General features: G+C 72.8%; 19 protein-coding genes and 2 pseudogenes. 11 read left to right on the top strand and 10 right to left on the bottom strand.

Features of this window, described 5'->3' with window-relative positions:
- Positions 1-163: 163 nt before the first annotated feature.
- Positions 164-2,575, bottom strand: a complete 2,412-nt coding sequence (locus ACZ49J_RS05045; protein ID WP_467448630.1) for a SpoIIE family protein phosphatase — start codon at positions 2,573-2,575, stop codon at positions 164-166.
- Positions 2,576-2,859: 284 nt separating this feature from the next.
- On the opposite strand from ACZ49J_RS05045, the gene ACZ49J_RS05040 reads away from it, so the two are divergent.
- From ACZ49J_RS05040 to ACZ49J_RS05020, 5 genes are all read left to right on the top strand, one after another.
- Positions 2,860-3,171 (top strand): hypothetical protein, encoded by a 312-nt coding sequence (locus tag ACZ49J_RS05040; protein ID WP_467448631.1) that lies wholly within the window; start codon positions 2,860-2,862, stop codon positions 3,169-3,171.
- A gap of 118 nt (positions 3,172-3,289) precedes the next feature.
- A complete protein-coding gene (locus tag ACZ49J_RS05035) occupies positions 3,290-5,533 on the top strand; it encodes a glycoside hydrolase family 9 protein (RefSeq protein WP_467448633.1) in 2,244 nt (747 codons plus the stop codon).
- A gap of 432 nt (positions 5,534-5,965) precedes the next feature.
- Positions 5,966-6,211, top strand: a complete 246-nt coding sequence (locus tag ACZ49J_RS05030) for a hypothetical protein (RefSeq protein WP_467448636.1) — start codon at positions 5,966-5,968, stop codon at positions 6,209-6,211.
- A 3-nt stretch (positions 6,212-6,214) separates the two neighbouring features.
- A complete protein-coding gene (locus tag ACZ49J_RS05025) occupies positions 6,215-6,595 on the top strand; it encodes a toxin Doc (protein ID WP_467448637.1) in 381 nt (126 codons plus the stop codon).
- Between the two features lie 764 nt (positions 6,596-7,359).
- Positions 7,360-9,225: an RICIN domain-containing protein gene (locus ACZ49J_RS05020; protein ID WP_467448639.1), complete on the top strand. Its 1,866-nt coding sequence runs from the start codon at positions 7,360-7,362 to the stop codon at positions 9,223-9,225.
- A gap of 312 nt (positions 9,226-9,537) precedes the next feature.
- Here the strand turns inward: ACZ49J_RS05020 and ACZ49J_RS05015 are convergent, their stop codons facing one another.
- Positions 9,538-10,104 (bottom strand): hypothetical protein, encoded by a 567-nt coding sequence (locus tag ACZ49J_RS05015; RefSeq protein ID WP_467448640.1) that lies wholly within the window; start codon positions 10,102-10,104, stop codon positions 9,538-9,540.
- 362 nt (positions 10,105-10,466) lie between these two features.
- On the opposite strand from ACZ49J_RS05015, the gene ACZ49J_RS05010 reads away from it, so the two are divergent.
- Complete coding sequence (locus ACZ49J_RS05010; protein ID WP_467448641.1) at positions 10,467-10,901, top strand: protease inhibitor; 435 nt, start codon at positions 10,467-10,469, stop codon at positions 10,899-10,901.
- A 152-nt stretch (positions 10,902-11,053) separates the two neighbouring features.
- Here ACZ49J_RS05010 and ACZ49J_RS05005 read toward each other — a convergent pair whose 3' ends face one another.
- The 3 genes and pseudogenes from ACZ49J_RS05005 to ACZ49J_RS04995 all read right to left on the bottom strand — a co-directional run.
- Positions 11,054-11,245, bottom strand: a complete 192-nt coding sequence (locus tag ACZ49J_RS05005; protein WP_467448642.1) for a hypothetical protein — start codon at positions 11,243-11,245, stop codon at positions 11,054-11,056.
- Between the two features lie 89 nt (positions 11,246-11,334).
- A complete protein-coding gene (locus tag ACZ49J_RS05000) occupies positions 11,335-11,439 on the bottom strand; it encodes a LacI family DNA-binding transcriptional regulator (protein ID WP_467448643.1) in 105 nt (34 codons plus the stop codon).
- A 60-nt stretch (positions 11,440-11,499) separates the two neighbouring features.
- Positions 11,500-11,589, bottom strand: a pseudogene (locus ACZ49J_RS04995) (sugar ABC transporter permease); the annotation flags it as partial.
- Between the two features lie 26 nt (positions 11,590-11,615).
- On the opposite strand from ACZ49J_RS04995, the pseudogene ACZ49J_RS04990 reads away from it, so the two are divergent.
- A pseudogene (locus ACZ49J_RS04990) lies at positions 11,616-12,298 on the top strand (substrate-binding domain-containing protein); the annotation flags it as partial.
- A 360-nt stretch (positions 12,299-12,658) separates the two neighbouring features.
- Here ACZ49J_RS04990 and ACZ49J_RS04985 read toward each other — a convergent pair.
- From ACZ49J_RS04985 to ACZ49J_RS04965, 5 genes are all read right to left on the bottom strand, one after another.
- Positions 12,659-12,877 (bottom strand): CDGSH iron-sulfur domain-containing protein, encoded by a 219-nt coding sequence (locus ACZ49J_RS04985; RefSeq protein ID WP_467448645.1) that lies wholly within the window; start codon positions 12,875-12,877, stop codon positions 12,659-12,661.
- Entirely contained in the window at positions 12,858-13,511 is a 654-nt protein-coding gene (locus tag ACZ49J_RS04980; RefSeq protein ID WP_467448646.1) for a HemK2/MTQ2 family protein methyltransferase, read from the bottom strand. Before ACZ49J_RS04980 ends, ACZ49J_RS04985 begins: the two co-directional genes overlap by 20 nt.
- Before the next feature lie 21 nt (positions 13,512-13,532).
- Positions 13,533-14,549 carry an iron-containing redox enzyme family protein gene (locus ACZ49J_RS04975; RefSeq protein ID WP_467448647.1) on the bottom strand — a complete coding sequence of 339 codons (1,017 nt, stop codon included), beginning with the start codon at positions 14,547-14,549 and terminating at the stop codon, positions 13,533-13,535.
- A 96-nt stretch (positions 14,550-14,645) separates the two neighbouring features.
- Positions 14,646-14,828, bottom strand: a complete 183-nt coding sequence (locus ACZ49J_RS04970; RefSeq protein ID WP_467448649.1) for a hypothetical protein — start codon at positions 14,826-14,828, stop codon at positions 14,646-14,648.
- A 60-nt stretch (positions 14,829-14,888) separates the two neighbouring features.
- On the bottom strand, positions 14,889-15,926 hold the full coding sequence (locus tag ACZ49J_RS04965; RefSeq protein WP_467448650.1) for a Ppx/GppA family phosphatase: 1,038 nt from the start codon (positions 15,924-15,926) through the stop codon (positions 14,889-14,891).
- A 257-nt stretch (positions 15,927-16,183) separates the two neighbouring features.
- Between ACZ49J_RS04965 and ACZ49J_RS04960 the strand changes: the two genes are divergently transcribed.
- The 4 genes from ACZ49J_RS04960 to ACZ49J_RS04945 all read left to right on the top strand — a co-directional run bounded on the left by ACZ49J_RS04960 (position 16,184) and on the right by ACZ49J_RS04945 (position 21,462).
- Positions 16,184-16,777 (top strand): GNAT family N-acetyltransferase, encoded by a 594-nt coding sequence (locus ACZ49J_RS04960; RefSeq protein ID WP_467448652.1) that lies wholly within the window; start codon positions 16,184-16,186, stop codon positions 16,775-16,777.
- A gap of 64 nt (positions 16,778-16,841) precedes the next feature.
- Positions 16,842-18,410, top strand: a complete 1,569-nt coding sequence (locus tag ACZ49J_RS04955) for an ABC transporter substrate-binding protein (protein WP_467448851.1) — start codon at positions 16,842-16,844, stop codon at positions 18,408-18,410.
- Complete coding sequence (locus ACZ49J_RS04950; protein WP_467448854.1) at positions 18,407-20,188, top strand: ABC transporter permease subunit; 1,782 nt, start codon at positions 18,407-18,409, stop codon at positions 20,186-20,188. Before ACZ49J_RS04955 ends, ACZ49J_RS04950 begins: the two co-directional genes overlap by 4 nt.
- Positions 20,185-21,462, top strand: a complete 1,278-nt coding sequence (locus tag ACZ49J_RS04945; protein ID WP_467448653.1) for an MDR family MFS transporter — start codon at positions 20,185-20,187, stop codon at positions 21,460-21,462. The genes ACZ49J_RS04950 and ACZ49J_RS04945 overlap by 4 nt, the downstream gene beginning before the upstream one ends.
- Positions 21,463-21,506 lie beyond the last annotated feature (44 nt).

Genomic DNA, 21,506 nt, shown 5'->3' with positions numbered 1-21,506 from the left:
TTGTTTGTTTTTTGTGTTTTGTTGGGCCTTCTCTCCCCCCCCCCCCCCCCCCCCCCCCCCCCCCCCCCCCCCCCCCCCCCCCCCCCCCAAAGCCCGTCGGATCCGCGGCCGCCACACGACCGAGCCCCTACGGCGGTTGCGCACCTCGCGAGCCCAGCGGCTCTCAGCTCTCCGCCAGGTTCAGCTCCGCCCAGATCGTCTTGCCCTCGCCCGTATGCCGGCTGCCCCACCGCTGCGTGAGCTGGGCCACCAGGAGCAGTCCCCGCCCGCCCTCGTCGAACGTCTTCGCCCGGCGCAGGTGCGGAGCCGTCCCGCTGCAGTCGGACACCTCGCAGATCAGCGTGGACTCGTCGTGGATGAGCCGCAGCTGGATCGGCGGCGCGCCGTGCCGGATGGCGTTGGTGACCAGCTCGCTCACCACGAGCTCGACGGTGAACGCCATCTCGGTCAGTCCCCACGCCGCCAGCTTGTCCAGCACGTACTGGCGGGTGCGGGCGACGACCGCGGGGTTGGCCGGCAGCCCCCAGGTCGCGACCTGGGAGGGCTTGAGCCCGCGGGTGCGGGCCAGCAGCAGGGCCACGTCGTCCGGGGCCCCGGACGACGGCAGCATCGACGCGATGACGTCCCGGCAGACCTCGTCCAGGGAACCCGTCGAGCGGGACAGCGCCTGGGTCAGCAGCTCGTGGCCGGTGTCGATGTCGCGGTCGCGGCTCTCGATCAGCCCGTCGGTGTAGAGGGCGACCATCGTGCCCTCGGGCAGCTCCAGCTCGGTGGACTCGAAGGGGAGCCCGCCGAGGCCCAGCGGCGGCCCCGCCGGCACGTGCACGTCGAGCGGCCGGCCGTCCGGCGCCAGCACCACCGGTGGCGGATGCCCCGCCCGTGCGAAACTGCACCGGCGGGTGACCGGGTCGTACACCGCGTACAGGCACGTGGCGCCCACCTCGGTCACCCCTTGGGCGCCGGCCTCCTGCGACAGCCGTACAACGAGGTCGTCGACGTGGGTCAGCAGCTCGTCCGGCGTCAGGTCGACGTCCGCGAGCGTACGGACGGCCGTGCGGAGCCGGCCCATCGTCGCCGATGCCTCGATGCCGTGGCCGACGACGTCGCCGACCACCATGGCGACCCGCATCCCGGACAGCGGGATCACGTCGAACCAGTCGCCGCCCACCCCGGCCTTCGCCGCCGGCAGGTACCGCGACGCGGCCTCCAGCGCGGGCATGCGGGGCAGCGTCTGGGGGAGCAGGCTGCGCTGGAGGGCCAGCGCGGTCTCGCGCTCGCGGGAGAAGCGGCGGGCGTTGTCGATGCAGACGCCGGCGCGCGCCGTGACCTCCTCGGCGAGCATCTCGTCGTCGGGCGTGAACGGGTCCTTCCGCTGGAAACGGGTGAGCACCGCCACGCCGAGGGTCGTGCCGCGGGCCCGGATGGGGACCGACATCGTGGCGTGGATCCCGTACTCCTTGATCCGCGCGGCGCGCACCGGGTCCCAGTCGAGCCACTCCTCGAGCATGCCGGCCGGGTCCGTCGCCACGATCGTGCGCCCGGCCACCAGGGAGGCGGCCTGGGGCGAGGCGGCCGGGTAGACGTCCACGCCCCCCGGCTCGACCACGGCCTCGGGGCTTCCCGGGTTCACGGACTGGTGGGCGGCGCGGCGCAGCGTGAACGGCGCGGACAGCGGCCCCACGGCCGGCTCGTCCCCGTGGACCAGGGACTCCATGAGGTCGACGCTGACGAAGTCGGCGAGCGTCGGCACGCACACGTCCGCCAGCTCCTGGGCGGTGCGCGTCACGTCGAGGGTGGTGCCGATGCGGACGCTGGCCTCGTTCACCAACTGCAGCCGCTGCCGGGCCTGGTACTGCTCGGTGATGTCGTGGCCGGTCACGCAGACACCGATGACCTGGCCGTCGGCGTCGGTCAGCGGGGCGATCCGGGCGGACCAGGCGTGCGCCCCGTCCTCGTCGGCGGCCCGCAGAAAGGTCTGGACGTCCTTGCGCCGGCCACTGCCGAGCACCTCGCGCAGGTGCCCCTCCAGCTTCTCGCCCTGCCGGCCGCCCACGATCTCGTTCATGTGCAGCCCCCGGAGGTTCTCCTCCGGCATCCCCACGGCGTCCGCCATCACGTCGTTGATGCCGCGCAGCCGCAGCCGCTCGTCGAACACGGCCGCCGCGCACGGCGACTGGTGCACCACCGCGGCCGCGAGGGGCTCGTCGCGACTGAGCGGGCCGGGGTCCTCCAGGGGGCAGAGAACCAGCCAGCCGCCGCCCGCGTCCCCGTCGGCGGATGCGCGGAGGTGGGCGAGCAGCCACACCGACACCGTCCGGCCGTCCTGGTGACGCAGCGGAACCGTGCCGCTCCACACGGGGATACCCGGCGGAGGCAGCCGGAAGGAACCGCCAGGGGCGAGCAGACGTCCGGCGGACCGGCCCAGGACGTCCGGCGCCGACCAGCCGAGCAGGCGCCGCGCTCCCTCGTTCCACTCGACGACCGACCCGTCCGCGGCCACGATCGCTCGCGCCGTGACGGCGCCGTCGAGGGAGTACGCCGGGTCGTCACCTTCTGTGAGCTTGCGGCTCCTCATCGTGGTCAGATTCCATTTCGCCGGACCGAACGCGCATACGGGCGAAAACCAGCCTAGTGCGTCACCGTGCCGCGCACCCGGGATGTGGCGTGAGCCGATGGATCGATCGGTGGAGGAGCCGCGGCAGGGCGGACGGGAGTTGCGGCAAGGGCCCTTGAGGCCTCTGTGTGTCACGGCGTCAGAATCTGTCGGCGCGCGAGCAGTTGCGTGTGAGCGCTTGTGGGCTCTTGCGCTTCTGGTGTGCCGCGGATCCGTCCGCCTGCACGTCCGGCGAAGGGATGGCCATGGCGGCTACGCCCAGGTCGCTACTGATCGCGGGTTCCGCCGCGCCGATGGCAGGAGCGCTCACGGGCACCGCGGTCGCCGCCGTGCCCGGGGCCCGGCCGGGCCGCGCCTCCTCGCGGCGCACGATCGACCTGAGCGACGGCTGGCGCTTCGCGTTGGTCAACCCCGGTGGTATCACGGGCCCGGTCGGCGGTTACGCCGACGCCATCAGAACCTGGCCATTCCTCACCCCGCAGAGCGGGGCGTCCCCTGGCCAGGTTCTGATGGTCCACCTGCTGTCGGACGGGAACCAGTCCTGTCCGGACCGTTGACGGGCTGTCACCTCTCGAACAGCATGGCCTGCATCCGCATCTGGGAGCGCTCCCACAGCAAGCGCCACCTCCGTGCGCCCCCACCTCTGCGCGCCCCATCTCTCAGAGGAGCCCAGAAGTGAAACGACGCAGAACCACCCTGCTCGCCGTGACGGCCCTCCTGGCGGCGGCCCTCACCGCGCTGCCCGCCGGGCCCGCCCAGGCCGAGGAGGTCGAGCAGGTCAAGAACGGCACCTTCGACACCACCACCGCGCCCTGGTGGACGACGAGCAACGTCACCGCCGGCCTGTCCGACGGCCGGCTGTGCGCCGACATCCCCGGAGGCACCGCCAACCGCTGGGACGCCGCCGTCGGCCAGAACGACATCACCCTCGTGAAGGGCGAGTCGTACCGCTTCAGCTTCACCGCGTCCGGCGCGCCCGGGGGCAACGTGCTGCGCGCGATCGTGGGTCTGTCCGTGTCGCCGTACGACACCTACTTCGAGGTCAGCCCGCAGCTGAGCGTCTCGGGCAACGCCTACTCGTACACCTTCACCTCACCCGTCGACACCACCCAGGGGCAGGTCGGCTTCCAGCTCGGCGGCGGCGCCGAGTCGTTCCGCTTCTGCATGGACGACGTGTCCCTGCTCGGCGGGGTGCCGCCCGAGGTGTACGAGCCCGACACCGGACCACGGGTGCGCGTCAACCAGGTCGCCTACCTGCCCGCCGGGCCGAAGAACGCCACCCTCGTCACCGAGGCCACCGGGAGGCTGCCCTGGCAGCTGAAGAACGCCTCTGGAACCACGGTCGCCCACGGCTGGACCGTGCCGCGCGGCCTCGACGCGTCTTCCGGCCAGAACGTCCACTCCATCGACTTCGGCTCGTACCGCAAGCGGGCCGAGGGCCTCACGCTGGTCGCGGACGGCGAGACGAGCCGCCCGTTCGACATCGACCCGGCCGCCTACGAGCAACTGCGGCTCGACGCACTGAAGTACTACTACCCCCAGCGAAGCGGCACCGAGATCCGCGACGACCTGCGCCCCGGCTACGGCCGCGCGGCGGGGCACCTGAACGTGGCGCCCAACCGGGGCGACAAGGACGTGCCCTGCCAGCCGGGCGTCTGCGACTACACCCTCGACGTCACCGGCGGCTGGTACGACGCCGGTGACCACGGCAAGTACGTCGTCAACGGCGGCATCTCCACCTGGGAGCTGCTGTCCACGTACGAGCGATCCCTGCACGCCCGCACGGGCCAGTCCGAAAAGCTCGGCGACGGCACGCTCGACATCCCGGAGAGCGGCAACAAGGTGCCCGACGTGCTGGACGAGGTCCGGTGGGAGCTGGAGTTCCTGCTGAAGATGCAGGTGCCGGCGGGGCAGCCGCTCGCGGGCATGGCGCACCACAAGATCCATGACGAGCAGTGGACCGGACTGCCCCTCATGCCGGACGCCGACCCGCAGAAGCGCGAGCTGCACCCGCCGACCACGACGGCGACCCTGAACCTCGCGGCCACTGCGGCACAGGCGGCACGCCTGTACAAGCCGTACGACCGCGTCTTCGCGGCGAAGGCGCTCAAGGCGGCGAGGACGGCGTGGGCGGCGGCCCTCGCCCACCCGGACACCCACCCCGACCCGAACGACGGCATCGGCGGCGGCGCCTACGCCGACGACAACCCCAGCGACGAGTTCTACTGGGCGGCCGCCGAGCTCTACCTCACCACGGGCGAGAAGGAGTTCGCCGACCACGTCCTCAACTCACCGGTGCACACGGACGACATCTTCGGCAGCCTCGGCTTCGACTGGTCCAGAACGGCCGCGGCGGGCCGCCTGGACCTCGCGCTGGTCCCGAGCAAGCTGCCCGGCCGTGACAAGGTGCGCCAGTCCGTGCTCAAGGGCGCCGACCGCTACCTGGCCACCCTGAAGGCGCATCCGTACGGCATGCCGTACGCGCCCGACAAGAACCTGTACGACTGGGGCTCCAGCCACCAGATCCTCAACAACGCGGTGGTCATCGCGAGCGCCTACGACATCAGCGGCGCGTCCAAGTACCGCGACGGGGCCGTCCAGAGCATGGACTACGTCTTCGGCCGCAACGCGCTGAACATGTCCTACGTGACGGGCTACGGCGAGGCCAACGCGCACAACCAGCACAGCCGGTGGTACGCCCACCAGCTCGACCCGGACCTCCCGAACCCGCCGCGCGGCACGCTCGCCGGAGGCCCCAACTCGAGCATCCAGGACCCGTACGCACAGAGCAAACTCCAGGGCTGCGTCGGCCAGTTCTGCTACATCGACGACATCCAGTCCTGGTCGACGAACGAACACACGATCAACTGGAACGCGGCGCTGGCACGGATGGCGTCGTTCGTGGCGGACCAGACCTAGCTGCACGCACCGTGCGGCGGGCGTGCCTCGTCCCGAGCCCGCCGCACGACCGTGTCATCAGGCGGCGTCGTGGCACACCAGAGCCAGACCGTGGCGGCGGCCCGACCGTACGGCGCTCACACCGCGCAGCGGTACTCGCCGGGCCGAAACCGTGCCGCGCCAGGTCGACCCCGGACCGGAACACCTCCGGCCTCCCGTACAGCGCGGCGAGGTCACGGCACTCCGCGGGGCAGAGGAGCGCGGGCGTGAGCGCGCACCCGTACGCGTCCAGCTCCTGGGCCGGGGCCGGCCGGCCCCGCCCCCGCGGCCCGCCCTCGAACCGGCGGGAATCGGACACCGAGCTCCTCGCCCCGCACGCCGCAGGTACCGCGCCCTGTCGTCCTTGACCTGCGGGTATTTACGAGTAAGTACCCGCGCGGTACCGTGAGAGGCATGCCAGCCCTGAATGTGGAGTTCAGCGACCGCGAGCTAGAGGATCTGCGGCAGATAGCCAAGGAGCGCGGTACGTCCATGAAGGCGCTCGTGCGCGAGGCGGCCGCGGCCGACATAGTGCGTCACCGGGCCCTGAAGGAGGGCGCCCAGGCCTTCCGCCAGTTCTTCACGGCGCACGCGGACGAGTTCGCCGCCGCGTTCCCCGAGGACGAACGGGCCGCCAAGGGTGAGGGGCGGGCCGTCTGACCGATGGCCCCTCCTCTCATCCACATCGACGTGCCCTGGCTGCTGCAGCGCCACGAAGAGGTGCTGCCCGACCAGCCCACGGTCAACGACTTCTCCGCCCTCGTCGCCGCCGTGGCCCGCCACCGTGTCGACCCGCCGCGCCTCGGCGTGGACTCCGACCCGGCCTGGCGCGCCGCGGCCCTGCTGCACACGCTGGCCCTGCTCAAGCCGCTGCCGTCCGCCAACGCCCGCTTCGCCTGCGCGACCGCCGTGGCGTACATGTTCGTGAGCGGCGTCGGCATCGACCCGCCGTACGGCGCTCTCGTGGACCTCGCGCGCGACCTGATATCCGGCAAGGTGGACGTGTACGGCGCGGCGGACCGACTGCGGTCCTGGCAGATCTGAGGTTCCCCGCCCAGCCCCGGCTGCGTCTGCGCCCTCAGCCCAGCCCCGGCCGCGTCCGCGTCCCTGGACCGCCAAGGGGGGGGCGCCGGACACCGTCGCCCCGGCCGGCTGTTCCCCCACAGCCGTGAACCCGGGGCGACGCGGTGTCCGGACCGGCCCTCGGGGCCGCCGACCCAGGGCGGAAGGATCAGGGTCGGCGGCCCATTTCGCGCGGGAGAGCCGCCGTCCCGCGCGGGGCCTGATGAGTGGCCGGCCCACAGTCGACTACGAAAGGCGTACGCGTCGGGAGCGTGTGCGCGCCGTCGGCACGTGCGACCGGTTCACACGGGGCACTTGACACGTGAACACATGTACGGTGTCGACGAGTTGACCGTACGACACGCCCGGTCGGCTCCGTTGCCGAGCCGCCCGAAGAGGCGGTCACCAGCACCTCCGGGCAGCCTCACCTTTCACGTGTCCAGCAGGGCGCCTTCTGACCTTCCTTCAGTGGGGCTGATGTTGCCCAAGTGCCTTGTTAGCCTTGAGTAACTTGTGCAAGGGTGAACTTGCCTGCGTACGGGCAATGGCCAGGTCTGAAACGCCACTCGGTTTTTCGGTTCGCCGACGGGCCCAAAAGGTCCTCGGCCGACGGCCACCGTGCGGCTCCGTCAGTCCCCCTGAGCCGCATTCCCGGCGCACCGCCAAAAAGGTTCGCACCAGCGGGCGGGCCTTTTCGGCAAACCATCTCTGTGTGCCGCCTTTGCGCCTCGGAAGGAAACCGCTCTGTGCACACCCCCCACCCCCCTCGCCCGTCCTATCCGCCCCGCCCGGGCGTGATTCCCGGCGTGTCGGACGAGAACCTCGCCGCCCAGCTGAGAGGCCGGCCGGAGAGCGAGGCCGGCGATCCCGTCGCGGTGCTGATGTCACGGCACTGGCAGTCGACGCACGACTACGCGGTCATCTGCCTCGCTTCTTCGGCGAACGTAGCCTCGATGGTCACGGCCGCCTCCTTCCACCGGGTGCTGGAGGGGCTGATACGGGGGGAGTCCGGCGTCGCCCTGCGGCCCCGTCTCCTGGTGACCGTGCGGGACATGGTCAAGGAGTGGTCCGCGGAGGACGGGCTCTCCAGCGTTCTGCCGGACCTGAGAAAACCCGCCGGGGGCCGCGGTATGCGTGCCGCGAAGTCCATGACCCCGGAAAACCGCAAGCTCGCCGAACGCTCTTTCCAGGCCCTGCCCGGACTCGCCCAGTGCCTGCTGTGGCACACCGAGGTCGAGGCCGAACCGATAACCATTCCCGCCGGTCTGCTGGGCATGGGCCCCGACACCGCGGCGGCGACGCTGGAACAGGCCCGCGAGCAATTCCGCCAGGGCTGTGTACGCGCCCACCGGGAACTGGCGCCGACCAAGGATTGCCGCTTCTACAACCGGCTGCTGGATGTCCCGATTCGGCGAGGCGGCGCCCTGCTCCCCGATGTGCAGCAGCACCTCCTGGAGTGCCGTTACTGCCGTTACGCCGCCGAGCAGCTCAGCCATTTCGAGGGTTCCCTGGGCGGTCTGCTCGCGGAGGCCGTGCTGGGCTGGGGCGCGCGCCGCTACCTCGACTCGCGGCCCGATCGCGCCTCGCGGGGTGGTTCGCGCCAGGGCGGTGGCCGACGCGCCGCCAACAGCGGCCGGCACCGTCTGCTCTCCCGGATCCCGCCCCAGCGCCGAAACCGCGGCACGTCAGGACCGCGCCCCAACGGCAGGGCGCTGCTCACCGGTGTCGGTGCGGCCTCGGGCGCCCTGCTCGCGCTCGTCCTGTCCGTCGCGATGCTCTCGGACGACGGCAGCGGCGCCGACCCCGCCGCGTCGACCAGCGCCACCGGCGACCGCAGCAAGGCCCCCGAACCCGGCGGGACGCCCTCGCCGACGTCGTCCCCGCCCCCGGACTCGGCCGGCATGCCCACCACCCCCGACCAGACCCGTCTGCGCAACGTCGCCGCCGACCTGTGCCTCGACATCCGCGGGGGCAAGGCCAAGAAGGGTGCCGCGACCGAACTCGCGGTGTGCTCCTCCGACTGGACGCAGAAGTGGTCGTACGAGGACGACGGACTGCTGCGCAGTGTCGCCGACCCCGAGCTCTGCCTGGACTCACACGTGGACGCCGGAGTGGTGGTCCTCGGCGAGTGCGCCTCCGAGAAGTCCGACCGCGCCGACGACGTGCGCTACGACCTCACCGTGCAGGGCGAGTTGCTTCCCCGCTGGGAGGAGGAACTCGCCGTCGCGCCCACCAACTCCGACCCCAAGGCCGACATCGTGGTCAAGGCACGGGACGGCTCGGACGCGCAACGCTGGGCGACCGACGGCGCGTCGGCCACCCCCGAGTCGCTGTCGATCGCCGGCTCCGAGGCCCCGTCGGCCGAGTCCACCGCCGCGGGGGAGCCCCTCGCCGAGCGGCAGAGCGGCGTGCGGGCACCGGAACAGGCGGGCGACCCGGCGGGGGCTGGTACGTCGGGGCACGTGGAGGACGGCGCGGTGATGTCCGCGGGTGACAGCACGCGTTCGTCCGGCGACGACGCGGCATCCGCCGCCGCCGACATGAGCGACACGCCCGCTCTGCCGTTGGTTGTGCATCTGCCCGCGGTCGCGGGCGGCGAGTTGCTGACCTGACGTGCTGAAGGGCGCCCTGGCCGGCCAGGGCGCCCCGCTCGCCGTACGGCTGTCCGTCGCATCGGGCAGGTCCGGAGCACCGCCCGGTCGTGGTGTCGCGTGGCCGCCGGGCTCCAGGGCGTCCCGGTCGGCACGGGCGGTGCTGCCCTCATTCGCGCTCCCCGCCACGCAGCCCACCGGACCGGGCCCGAGCGCCACGTACGGGGCGCGGGGCTGTGTCGCACGGGTGGCTCCGCCGCATGGGCGTGACCAGCCACGGTGAACCGGCGGCCGACCGCCGGTACCAAGAGGCAGACCGGGTCCCTCGCTCCCTCACACCTCACCAGGCGACTCGTCCCGCGGTGTCGCCGCGCCTCCCTCCCGATCCGGCCCCCGCCCCCGCACCCGCCGCACCTGCTCCAGCGACTCCCGCAGCTCCGTGAGCCAGTCGTCGGTATGGCGTTGCACCAGGCGCACGCACCAGGCGAGGGCGTCGCTACGGCTGCGGGCGACGCCGGCCTCGATCAGCGTGTCGAGGACCTGCCGCTCCGACTGACGCAGCCGCGTCATCACGGGCGCCGCGACGTGCGTGAACAGGGCGCGCTCGCCCGCGCACTCCACGCCCCAGGAGACTTTTCTGCGGAACCGGTGCTCCGCCTCGCGTGCCACCGCCATCCGTTCCTCGCGGGTGCGCTCGCGGAACTCCTGGATGCGGGCCCGCACTGCCGCCTCCTTCTCGGCGGCCGAGGTGTCCTCGGCGAGCCGGGGTGCGGGGACGCGGCCGATGACCGTGATCTCCTCGCGGTCGACCGTCACCTCCACCAGGCCCTCGAAGAGATCGTCCGGCAGGCGGCCGGCGAACCAGCCGCGAAGCTTCTCGTGCTGCTCTGAAGTAATCATGTAATTACGATTACGCCGCATTCACATGAACACAAGGGGGTCGGAGGGTTTCGTGGAGGGCTTCCTCCCGGGGGCAAGCGGAATGTTTCAGGCCGATTACTGAACCGTACGAATCCGGCCAGGTGGGCGCCTCGGGCGATCAACAACCGCTCAGTTCCGGGCTCCCGCTCGATCAACTTCCGTAACATCGCGCCACTGATTCAATACTGAAAGTTACTGAAACCGGTGGGGTCGACGTGCCTTCCGGGTTGGGACTCGGCAGACTCGCGCTCGCCGATCCGGCACCCGCCCGGACCGCCCGACGCGTTCGTGATCCGACCGCGGGCGGCCCGGCGTTCCGACCGAGCGTAAGGACGCACACCATGCCGAACACCGCGCGCTGGGCAGTGACTCTCACCCTGACGGCCACGGCCGTCTGCGGCCCCCTGACGGGCAGCGCCCTCGCCTCCCCGCAGGGCGCTGCCACCGGGCTCTACGCCCCGTCCGCCCTCGTGCTCACCGTGGGGCACGGCCAGAGCGCGGCCACCGCCACTCCCGAACGCGCCGTCACGCTGACCTGCGCTCCGGCTCCCTCCGGCACGCACCCGGCCGCGGCCGACGCCTGCGCCGAGATCCGGGCCGCCGGAGGGGACTTCGCCGCCCTGGCCGACAGAGGAGGGGCGGCCTGCACCAAGCAGTACGACCCTGTGACCGTCACGGTCGAGGGTGTCTGGCAGGGGCGGCGCGTCGCCCATGAACGCACCTTCTCCAACGAGTGCGTGAAGAACTCCTCAGGGAGCCTCGTCTTCTCCTTCTGAGAAGCGGGGTTCTTCTGAGGACCGAGGTCGCGCGGTTCCCGTGAGCGGCGACCGAGGGCTCGCGGATGGGGAGTGCGGGCCCGGCGCGGGAACCATGCGATCTCCGCACCGGGGGCCGGCCGACGGAGTGGGGCCGTCGGCCGGCCCCTGCGTCATTCCGGCGCGACGGTCCAGCGCCCGACCTCGCGGTATCCGGAGTCGTACACGGCGGAACCGTCCCCCGGACTGAGGCCGTAGTGGTGGAGGTTGCCGCCCCAGTACCGCAGGATCCGGCTCAGCTCCTGCACGGTGGTGCCCTCGTTCCAGTCCACTCCGTCCAGATCGACTTCGAGAACGAATTTCACGTACGCGCCTCCCTCTCCGGATCGTCCCGATGCCTTCCGGCACCTCCTTCAATCGTTTCATTGAACTGCCCTTTGAGGCTTGAGTCGTGTCACCACAAGCTGAGCACGCGCGAGACGGTGGCCACGGACACGCCCGCCCGCTCGGCGACCCCGCGGATCATGACCCGCCCCTTCGACCCCATGTCGCTTCCCATCCCCCGCGTCTCCCTCCGGCCGTCCGTCGCCGCACGTCAGCTGTTGGCCGCGTGGTCCTCGGCGGATTCGAACATCCGCTGGAAGTTGCCGAGGCCGACCCACGGGCTGCCCCAGATTCCGTCGAACGGAACGTAGTCCTTGAAGGCGATGACGTTGCCGACGACCGCGCTCCCGCTCCAACGCGCACGCCCGCGCCCCGGTCGGCGGCGGCCGCAAGATGGTCGCCGACGTCCTGCGGCAGGTCACCAGCCCGTTCTACGCCCAGGTCGCCGAGGGTGTCGAGGCGGAGGCCGCCGCCCGCGGCCGGCTCCGCCTGGTCGGCACCACCGGCGGCGCCCCCGCGCGGGAGCTGGAGTTCGTGCAGTTGATGCGGGAGGAGGGCGCCCGGCTGGTGGTCCTCGTCGGCGGAGTCGTGGAGGACGACGCCTACCGCGAGCGCGTCGCCCACTACGCGCAGGCCCTCGACGCCTCCGGCGCCCGGCTGGTGCTGTGCGGCCGTCCGGCCCTCGACCCCGGCATACCCGCGCTCGTCGTGGAGTTCGACAACGAGGCCGGCGCCCGCGCCATCACCGGCCACCTGCTCTCGGCCGGCCACCGCCGCATCGTCTTCCTCGGCGGGTTGCCCGGCAACACGGCCCTCGACGCCCGCGTCGCCGGCTACCGGGCCGCGCTGGCCGAACACGGGCTGCCGGCCGAGGCCGCCCACGTCGTCGACTGCGGGCTCGGCCGGGCGGCGGGCCACCGGGGCATGACCGAACTGCTCACCTCACCAGGGAGTTCACCGCGGTCTTCGCCGGGGACGACATGGTCGCCGCGGGAGCCCTCCGTGCCATCGCCGACGCAGGGCTGCGCGTGCCGCTGGTACACCGACGGCGACGGCCCCTCGGTCGCCATGTCGATCTCGCCCGAGACCGCGACCACGGTGATCGGCCCGGCCCGGCGGCTGTGGGCGTACGGGTTCGCCGGTGGCGGCTGCGCGCGGGGACTCGCCGCGTCGGGCCCTGACGCGGCGGCCGTACCCTCGGGCGGGTCGGTGGCACGGTCGTGGGCTTCAGGCGGCATCTCGGCTCCACCCCGGAACGGTAGGGCGCATCGGATCCCGGTAGCTACCCCGGCCGGGGCAGCGCCATCCCTGACGACACCGGCCACAGATCTAGTTCACTCGGCAAGGTGAATTTCGATCCGAAGCGTTGACTTCTGTGAAGGGGGCCCGCGTGCCTAGGTCCGGCGATCCGCAGGGGGCGCCGACCGCCGGTGACTGGTGTCGCACCACGGGTAACGGCGGCTGCGGCGGCAGGTGCACAGCGCCACGCGGAAGCGGTCCGACGAGACGACCGTCCCGTCCTCCAGCTCCACCTCCACCGGTCCCTCGACGAGCAGCGGACCGGGACGCTGAACGGTGATGCGGGTGGGCGCGTCAGCGCGGGCGTTCGGCACGGATGACCACCAGCTCTTCCTTGTCGTCGCTGCGGGACAGCAGCCCCCGCGCCCGCAGCCAGGCCTGCCGGGCGCGCAGTACGGGGCCGAGGGCGATCCAGCGGCGCTCGACCACGGCCGCCTTCAGGCCCGCGTCGCGCAGCCGCTTCACCGTGTGGTGCGGACCGCTGAGCACGGAGTGCACCACCAGCAGAACGCCTCCGGGGGCCAGGAGCGCGGGCGCGTCCCGGCAGATCCGGTCCAGCACCAGACGGCCGTCCGGGCCGGCGTCCCAGGCGCGCGCGGCACCACGCGGTTCCCGCTCGGCGGCCGGAGCCGGCACGTACGGCGGGTTGGCGAGGATGAGGTCGAAGGTCTGCCCGGCGACCGGGTGGAGGAGGTTCCCCCGGACGGTGCGCACCCGGAGCCCGGCCAGCCAGGCGTTGAGCCGGGCCGTGCACACGGCCCGCCATGACACGTCCACGGCCGTGACCCGCGTGCCGCGCCGCGCCGCCTCCAGGGCCAGGGCGCCCGAGCCCGTCCCCAGGTCGAGCACCCGGGCGCCCGGATGCAGGGGCTCGGCGGCCAGTGCGTCGGCCAGCAGTTCGGTGTCGTCCTGTGGGGCGTAGACGCCCGGGAGTACCAGAAGATTCACGCGAAACAAGTACCCTGATTGTCAGGAAATATTATGAATGGTTTCCTTGTTCGAAGCTGCTCGCAGTGACGACTGCCCGGTTCGCCACCGGGCGAGGAGGTGCTCGGCGAGCCGGTCCTCCAGAAACCCGGTCACGTCGAGCCCGAAGACCACGTCGTCCGCCAGCTCCGGCTCCTCGGCCAGCAGCCCTTCGATCACGTCGTGCCGCACGACCTGCTCGTGCACCGCGTCCGCCTCGACGTGCTCGTCGTAGAAGAACTCCGCGGCCGGCCCCGCGCCCGTGCGCCGCATCGCCTCGGCCAGCCGGCGTGAGCCCGGCGACGAGGTGATCTCCACCGCCGCGAAGTGCCCCACCAGGGCCCCGCGCAGCCTGCGGTGCAGCCCCAGGAGGGACATCATGTTCACGATCGCCAGCATCTGCGCGGGAGCCGCGTCCAGGTAGTGGCCGTACGACGTGTCCAGACCGAGATCGTCCATCAGGTCCGCGAAGAGCCGCGCGTGAACACGCTCCGCGCGCCCGCCGCCGAACTCGTCGTACTCCACCGCGGCCATCCCCGCCTTGGCCCGCCCCCACAGCCGGGGCAGCACCCAGGCGTGCGGATCCGCCTCCTTGAGGTGGTAGAGCGACCGCAGGGCCGCGTACTCGCGCACCTGCCACAAGCTGCCCTCGTCCCGGAGGTAGTGCGTGACGCCTGCTCCGCTCGCGGGCTCCACCAGCAACTCCTTCACGGCCTCGGCCACGCTTCCGTGCACCGGGGTGTCCGCCCGCAGGGCATGCAGGAACAGCTCTTCCAGCATCGCCCGGGTACCGAGCAGCGCCGGATCCCACTCGCGGGCCGGGTCCACTCCCGCGAAGCCGCGGTAGTGGAGCTCGTAGCAGAGGTACAGCGCCAGCTGGAGGTCGTCGCCGTACGGGTCCGCGGCGCGGACGTCGCTGTCGTGGGGCAGGGGCCCCGATCCCCGCAGGTACGCTGTGACGGCCGCCGACAGCCTTCCTCGGCTCCGCGGCAGCCGTGGTCCTGGTCGTTCGGCTGTCATATGTCTCGAGTACCCACTTCCTCCGGAGGTGTGGCGAGGGCGTCCTGTCCGCCGGGTTTCCGTGTGTGAGGGCGGCCGCGGGTCTGTCGTGGCCGGTCACTCACCCTGCGACTGCTCCTGTGCCCGTCGGCTCGGGGTGATGGTGTCCGCCGCCTCTCCACGGCGCCGGCGGCGCTCCTCGGTCTCCTCCACCCGGGTTTCGGCGTCCTCCACCTCGCGGAGGACCTCTTCCCGCGCGGTCTCCGGCCGCTTCTGTTCCTTCCGCCGGTTCTGGGTCATGAGGGCTCCTTCCTCTCGTACCTCTCAGTGCGGGTATCCGTTCCTGCCGGAGGCTCACGTTCAGCGCGCGGGCGCCGCGATCCGCAGCGGCACCGCACCCCCCGACGCCGCGCCCGCGGTCGCCGTCCCGTACCGAGTCCCCTCCTCGCCGTGCGCGCTGATGTCCGCCCACCACGACGGCCCGTCCTCGATGTGCCGCAGCAGCACTCCCTCCCGCAGCGCCCACGGACAGATCGTGACCTCCTTCAGCCCGGTCAGCTTCATCGCGGTATGGGCGACCACCGCACCCGCCAGACTCTGCGCGGACCGTGGCGCCGAGATGCCGGGCAGCCGCGCCCGCTCCTGGGCGGGCAGCGCCGCCAGCCGCTCCATCGCCCCGCGCAGCTCCGAGCGGCGCAGGGGTCGCTCCACGAACGGCCCGTGACGCCCGGGCGGCGCCCCGCAGAGCCGTCCGAGCTGCTGGAACGTACGCGAGGTCGCCACCGCGGTGCGCGGCCCCTCCCACCGGATCCGGGCGGCCACGTCCCGGAGCTGGTGGCGGACCTTCCGCCGCATCGCCTTCACGCTCTCCGCCGAGGGCGGGTCCTCCCCCTGGAAGAACTCGTGCGTCAGCCGAGCGGCTCCCAGCGGCAACGAGGCCGCGAAGTCGGGTAACCGGCCCCGCCCGAAGGCCACTTCCAGCGAGCCCCCGCCGATGTCGAGCAGCGCGAGCGGCCCCGATCTCCACCCCATCCAGCGCCGCGCCCCGAGGAACGTGAGCTCCGCCTCGACCTCACCCGGCAGCGTGCACACCCGTATCCCGGTCTCCTCCCGAACGGCCCGCAGCACCTCCGGGCGGTTCGGGGCACTGCGCACCACGGCGGTGGCGAACGCCAACGGGTCCGCCGCACCCCACCGTTCGGCCGTCCGGCCCGCCGCCGCGACCGCCTCGCACAACCGCTGCACGGACTCCTCGGGAATACGGCCTCCGTGCGCCACGCGCTGGGAGAGCCTCAGCCGCCACTTCGCCGTGTGTACCGGCAGCGGGACACCTCCCTCCGCGTCCGCCACCACGAGCCGGACGGTGTTCGATCCCACATCCACCACGCTGATACGCATGGCTGCGAAGTACCCGGAAGCGCTCACGGCACGCGTGCGCTGCGCACGGGCACGCCGCACAACAGCGCATACGAGCCACGCACTCCCTGAGCACAGGACTTCGGCGCCGTCGCCGTGGTCGCCGCCGCCGTCGCCCCCTGACACGCGCCCCGATCGGGCGGCGCACACCCCCGGCCACGCATCCCCCGCCCCCTGCCCCGGGCCGGCGCCTGGCCCCCTCGATCATGACTGCGATCCTTAATGCATATGATGTGCAGGTGCAGGATTACAGCATCAGGGAAGCGGCCCCCGGCGACCTCGACAGCGCCCGCACGGTGATGCTCGACACCGTCTACCGGGACTTCGGAACCGGCTACGTGCCCAGGTGGCACGGCGACATCATCGACCTCCACGGTGCCTACGTGGCTCCCGCGCGGCACACCCTGCTGGTCGCCGTCGACGAGCGGGACGGCGAGGTCGTGGCCACCGCGGCACTCGACTCCAGGGGCCCGGCCCATCCGCCCAACCCCCGCCGGCTGGCGGATCGGTACCCGTCGGGTGAGACCGCCCAACTTCGGCGCGTCTACGTCCGCCCCGAGCACCGGCGGCGCGGCCTGGCCCGCCGGCTGGTCGCCGCCCTGCTGGAGTTCGCGGCGGCGGAAGGGGGCTACCGCTCGGTCTATCTGCACACCGACCCGGGCGTGCCCGGCGCCGAGGCGTTCTGGCGGTCACTGGGCGAGGTGGTGTGCGACGAACGGCAGGAGACAGGACAGCGGGTCGTTCACTTCGAGATCTTCTCCTTCCGCCCTGTCGCGTCCCGTCCCGGGGCCGCCGTCCGCGCCCTGCCCGCCGAAGCCGTGCCCTCCCTGTGACGCGCCCCCGATGACCCGCCTCCCTGCGACGACCCTCCCCACGACGCCCACCCCCACGAGGACCATGCGCTCCGTCCCCCGGCGCCGGCTGCTCGCCGGCCTGCTGCTCACACCCGCGCTGACCGGCTGTTTCGCCTCCGGAGGCGAAACAGCCGCAGAGGACTCCGCGGACGGCTCCCGCCTCCGGGTCGCCCTCGCCTTCCCGCCCGCCGAGAACCTCTCCCCGTACGGCGCCGACGCCACCCTCCTCAGCCGTCTCGGCGTCACCGAGGGCCTGACCAAGCTGGACGCCAACGGAGCCGCGGCCCCGGCGCTCGCCGAGTCGTGGACCCGGGAGAACGACCGGACCTGGCGGTTCACCCTGCGCGAGGCGACGTTCCAGGACGGCACCGACGTCACCCCGGCCGCCGTCGCCGCCGCTCTCACTCACGCGACCGAGGCGAAGCCCGTCCCCCCGGCGCTCTCCGGCGTCACCCTGAAGGCCGCCGCGACGACGAAGGCGACCAAGGGAACCGCGGAGGCCGCGGGGGCCGATGCGGACGGCAACCAGGTGCGCGTCACCACCGAAGAGCCCGACCCGGCCCTGCCCCTGCGCCTGTCGAGCCCCGGCCTCGCGATCCTCTCGCCCAAGGCGTACGGCAAGGGTGGCGGGGACGGCAGCGACGACAGGGCCACCAGGCCCGACCCCGTCGGCACCGCCACCGGGCCCTTCGAGCTCACCAAGGTCTCCGGCACCACCGCCGCCGCCCTCGACCGGTACGACGACTACTGGGGCGGCCGCGCCCAGGCCTCCGGCATCGACGCCAGGTTCATATCCGACGGCACGGCCCGCACCAACGCCCTGCGCACCGGGGAGGTCGACATCGCCGAGGCGGTCCCCGTCTCCCAGGCGGCCACACTGGACGAGGGCACCCGCCACGAGACGGCCACCACCCGCACCACCAGCCTCCTCCTCAACACCGAGAAGGGCGCCTTCAAGGACCCGGCGCTCCGGGCCGCCGCACGCGAGGCCGTCGACACCTCCGTGTTCGCGAAGGACGTGTACGAGGGATACGCCGACCCGGGCACCGGGATCTTCGGGCCCGCCGTCACCTGGGCCGCCGACAAACGCGTCGAGCCCACCGGCCGCGCCAGGGCGGCTGACGCGGACGGCACGTCGGTGACCGTGGCCACGTACACCAACCGGCCCGAACTGCCCGAGGTCGCCCAGGTGCTCGGGCAGCAGCTCCAGAAGGCCGGATTCAAGGTGAAGCTGGAGGTCCGCGAGTACTCGCGCCTCGAAAGCGACGCCCTGTCAGGGAAGTTCGATGCCTTCGTCGGCGCCCGCAACAGCCTCCTCGACACCGGCGACCCGGTGTCGATCCTCGCGAGCGACTACTCCTGCGACGGCGGATACAACCTGGCGCTGCTCTGCGACAAGAAGGCCGACAAGGCCGTCACCGACGCCGCGGGCGTGGCCGACAGTGCCCAGCGGCAGCAGGCGGCGATGGACGCGGAGGCCGCGATCCTCGGCACGGACGCCGTCGTGCCCCTCGTCCACCAGCAGATCATCACCGGTGTCGGCACCTCCGTCCAGGGAGTGGTCTTCGACCCGTACGAGCGCACGCTCGTCGGAACGGGGACGCGACGCTGAACCGGATACTCTGGCGGGTCCTGCTCGCCGCCTCCCTGCTGTGCGGCCTAGGCCTGCTGCCGTGGCTGTCACGCACCGACCCGGCGCTCACCGTCCTCAAGGCCCGCTCGGCCGAACGCACCCCGAGCCCCGAGGTGCTGGCCGCGGTACGAGACCAACTGGGCCTCGACGCGGGCCCGTTGCCCCTGCTGGGGCAGTGGCTCAGCGGGCTGGCGCACGGTGACGCGGGCCGGTCGTGGATCTCCGGGGACGAGGTGGGCCCCGCAGTCCTCCAGGCCCTCGGAGCCTCGCTCCTGCTGATGGCCGTCGCACTCGTGGTCGCGGCGGTCACGGCGGCGGCCGTCACCGCGCGCACCCTGTGGCTGGGTGCGCGCCGCCGCCTCGACGAGCGCCGGGGGAGGGGCGGCGCGTCTGCGGTGCCGGCCGCGCTGCCCGAGTTCCTGACGGCGTCCGTACTGGCCGCCGTGGTCGGCGTACAACTCGGCTGGCTGCCCGCCCTGGGCTGGTACGGGCCGCGCTGGACGGTGCTCCCCGCCCTCGCGCTCGGTCTGCCCGCCGGCGCGCTGCTCGGCCGGATGCTCGACGACATGCTGCCCGGCGCCTTCGCCGAACCCTGGGCGCTGGCCGCCGCCGCCCGGGGCGTGCCCGCCCGCTCGATCGCCCGGCAGGCGCTGCGCCGCTGTGTGCCCGGACTCCTGCCCAACACCGGCCTGTTCGTCGTCGGTCTCACCGGGGGAGCGGTCGCCGTGGAGCAGGTCTTCGACATCCCCGGACTCGGGCGCACCACCCTCCAGGCCGCGATCGCCCAGGACCTGCCCGTCCTCCAGGCCGGGACGCTCGCCCTGGTCCTGCTGGCCGCGGGAGCCGGAGCCCTCGCCCGGCTCACGGCCCGCCTCCTCATCGGCCCGGCCCTGCGCGACGGCGCCCTGCAGTCCCTGCACCGGCCCGCACCACCCGCGCCGAGCGCCACCCCGATGCTGTACGGTGCCGTCCTCCTCGGCGTCGTCACCTGCGGCCTGGCCCGCGACCCGCTCGCCCTCGACACCGGGGCCCGGCTCCAACCCCCTTCCTGGACACATCCGTTCGGCACCGACGCGCTCGGCCGTGACGTCCTCGCCCGCATCGGCCACGGAGCGTTCGGCACGCTCACCCTCGCGGTGACGATCAGCGCCGCCGCCCTGCTCACCGGCGTGCTCCTCGGCCTGCTGCCCCGGCTGTCCGCACCGCTCATGGACACCGTCAACGCCGTACCGCCCGTCCTCGCGGGCCTGTTGACGGCGGGCGTCGCCGGAAGCGGCGCCGCGACACCCGCCCTCGCCGTCGCCGCGGTCGCCTGGGCCCCGCTCGCCGCGCACACCACAGCCCTGCTGGAACAGGAGCGGGCCACCACCCACGTCACGGCCACGAAGGGACTCGGCGCCGACCGGTGGTACCTGCTCCGCCACGAACTCCTGCCCGCCGTCCTCCCGCCGGTCACCCGCCACGCCCTGGTCCGCCTGCCCTCCGTGGCCCTCGCCCTGACCGCCCTCGGCTTCCTCGGCCTCGGCACCCAGCCGCCCGACCCCGAGTGGGGCCTCCTCCTCGCCGAGAACCAGCCGTACGCCGAACGCGCCCCCTGGGCCGTCCTCGCCCCCGCGGCCGTGCTCGCCCTCCTCGGTGTCCTCGCGGTCACGTCGGCAGGCGGGGTGCGGCTGCCGCGACCGCGCTCCGCGACCGTACGCCGGCCGAAGCCCGCCACAGCCACGACCACAGCGACCACCGTCGGGGAACCCGGATGACCCAGCAACTGACCAAGACCACCGGGCGCGGCCCCCGCACGTGGACCCGGCTCAACCCTCTGCTGCGGTTGCTGATCCTCACCCAACTCGCCTTCAACATCGGCTTCTTCGCCGTGCTGCCCTTCCTGGCCGAGCACCTGGGCACCGCGATCGGCATGGCGGGCTGGATGGTCGGCTTCGTCCTGGGCCTGCGGACGTTCAGCCAGCAGGGGCTGTTCGTGGTGGGCGGCGCGCTGGCCGACCGGTACGGCGTACGGCCCGTGGTGCTGGCGGGCTGTGTGCTGCGGATCGCCGGGTTCCTGTGGCTCGGGTACGCGGGGGAGTCCTGGGCGGTCATCGGCGCGGTCCTGCTGATCGGCTTCGCCGCCGCGTTGTTCTCGCCGGCCGTCGAGTCCGAGGTGGCGCGGCAGGCGGTGGTCTGGGAGGAGGCGGGCGGAGGCGACCGGACAGGCGTGCTGGCCCTGTTCACGGTGGCCGGACAGGCCGGGGCCTTCGTCGGCCCCCTCCTCGGCGCGCTGCTGCTGCAGGTCGACTTCCGCACGGTGTGCCTGGCGGGCGCCGGGGTCTTCGTCCTGGTCCTGGCCGGACACTACCGGCTCCTCCCGCAGCACATACCCGGCCGGGCGCGAGTCACGGCGCGGGGCGGCCTGCGCTCACTCGTCGGCAACGGCCCCTTCCTGGCACTGTGTTGCGCGTACGGCGCCTACCTGCTGGCCTACAACCAGCTGTACCTGATCCTCCCCGACGAGGTGGAGCGCGCGACAGGCTCGCAGGCGCCACTGGCGTGGCTGTTCGCGCTGTCGTCGCTGCTGGTGGTCACCACCCAGCTGCCGGTCACCCGCTGGGTGGGGCAGCGGCTGGACCTGCGGCGCTCCATGGGCGCGGGACTGCTGCTGGTCGCCGCCGGGTTCGCGGTGGTGGCGGCGGCCCGCCCCGCCGGCTGGACGGGGACAGGGGGTCTGCTGCCCGCCGCCGGATTCGTCGTGCTGCTCACCCTCGGCCAGATGCTCGTCGCACCCGCGGCCAGGGCCTGGGTGCCGGACCTGGCGGAGGAGGGGCGTCTGGGGCTCTACACGGGGGCCCTGTCCTCCGTCTCCGGTCTGATCGTCCTGATCGGCAGCTCGGCCACCGGGTCCCTGCTGGACACCACCCTCCCGCCCTCCGTTCCCTGGCTGGTCCTCGCCGCGATCCCGGTGGCATCCCTCGCCCTGCTGCCCCGCCAGGGCCGGGGCCCGGGCCGGCAGCCGGGCACCGCCCGCCAACAGCGCTCGTAGGCACCGGAGGCGCCACACAGTCACACACATGCACCGGCCCCCGG

The sequence above is a fragment of the Streptomyces sp. NPDC030840 genome, from assembly GCF_055572015.1.
The sequence above is the reverse complement of the archived record's forward strand: the minus strand, read 5'-3'. Positions and strand labels throughout refer to the sequence as shown.

Excerpts from the sequence above, each read along its gene's own strand:
- ACZ49J_RS05045 (WP_467448630.1), bottom strand. The coding sequence starts at position 2,575 with ATGAGGAGCCGCAAGCTCACAGAAGGTGACGACCCGGCGTACTCCCTC.
- ACZ49J_RS05040 (WP_467448631.1), top strand. The coding sequence starts at position 2,860 with ATGGCGGCTACGCCCAGGTCGCTACTGATCGCGGGTTCCGCCGCGCCG.
- ACZ49J_RS05030 (WP_467448636.1), top strand. The coding sequence starts at position 5,966 with ATGCCAGCCCTGAATGTGGAGTTCAGCGACCGCGAGCTAGAGGATCTG.
- ACZ49J_RS05025 (WP_467448637.1), top strand. The coding sequence starts at position 6,215 with ATGGCCCCTCCTCTCATCCACATCGACGTGCCCTGGCTGCTGCAGCGC.
- ACZ49J_RS05015 (WP_467448640.1), bottom strand. The coding sequence starts at position 10,104 with ATGATTACTTCAGAGCAGCACGAGAAGCTTCGCGGCTGGTTCGCCGGC.
- ACZ49J_RS05010 (WP_467448641.1), top strand. The coding sequence starts at position 10,467 with ATGCCGAACACCGCGCGCTGGGCAGTGACTCTCACCCTGACGGCCACG.
- ACZ49J_RS05000 (WP_467448643.1), bottom strand. The coding sequence starts at position 11,439 with ATGGGAAGCGACATGGGGTCGAAGGGGCGGGTCATGATCCGCGGGGTC.
- ACZ49J_RS04975 (WP_467448647.1), bottom strand. The coding sequence starts at position 14,549 with ATGACAGCCGAACGACCAGGACCACGGCTGCCGCGGAGCCGAGGAAGG.
- ACZ49J_RS04970 (WP_467448649.1), bottom strand. The coding sequence starts at position 14,828 with ATGACCCAGAACCGGCGGAAGGAACAGAAGCGGCCGGAGACCGCGCGG.
- ACZ49J_RS04965 (WP_467448650.1), bottom strand. The coding sequence starts at position 15,926 with ATGCGTATCAGCGTGGTGGATGTGGGATCGAACACCGTCCGGCTCGTG.
- ACZ49J_RS04955 (WP_467448851.1), top strand. The coding sequence starts at position 16,842 with ATGCGCTCCGTCCCCCGGCGCCGGCTGCTCGCCGGCCTGCTGCTCACA.
- ACZ49J_RS04945 (WP_467448653.1), top strand. The coding sequence starts at position 20,185 with ATGACCCAGCAACTGACCAAGACCACCGGGCGCGGCCCCCGCACGTGG.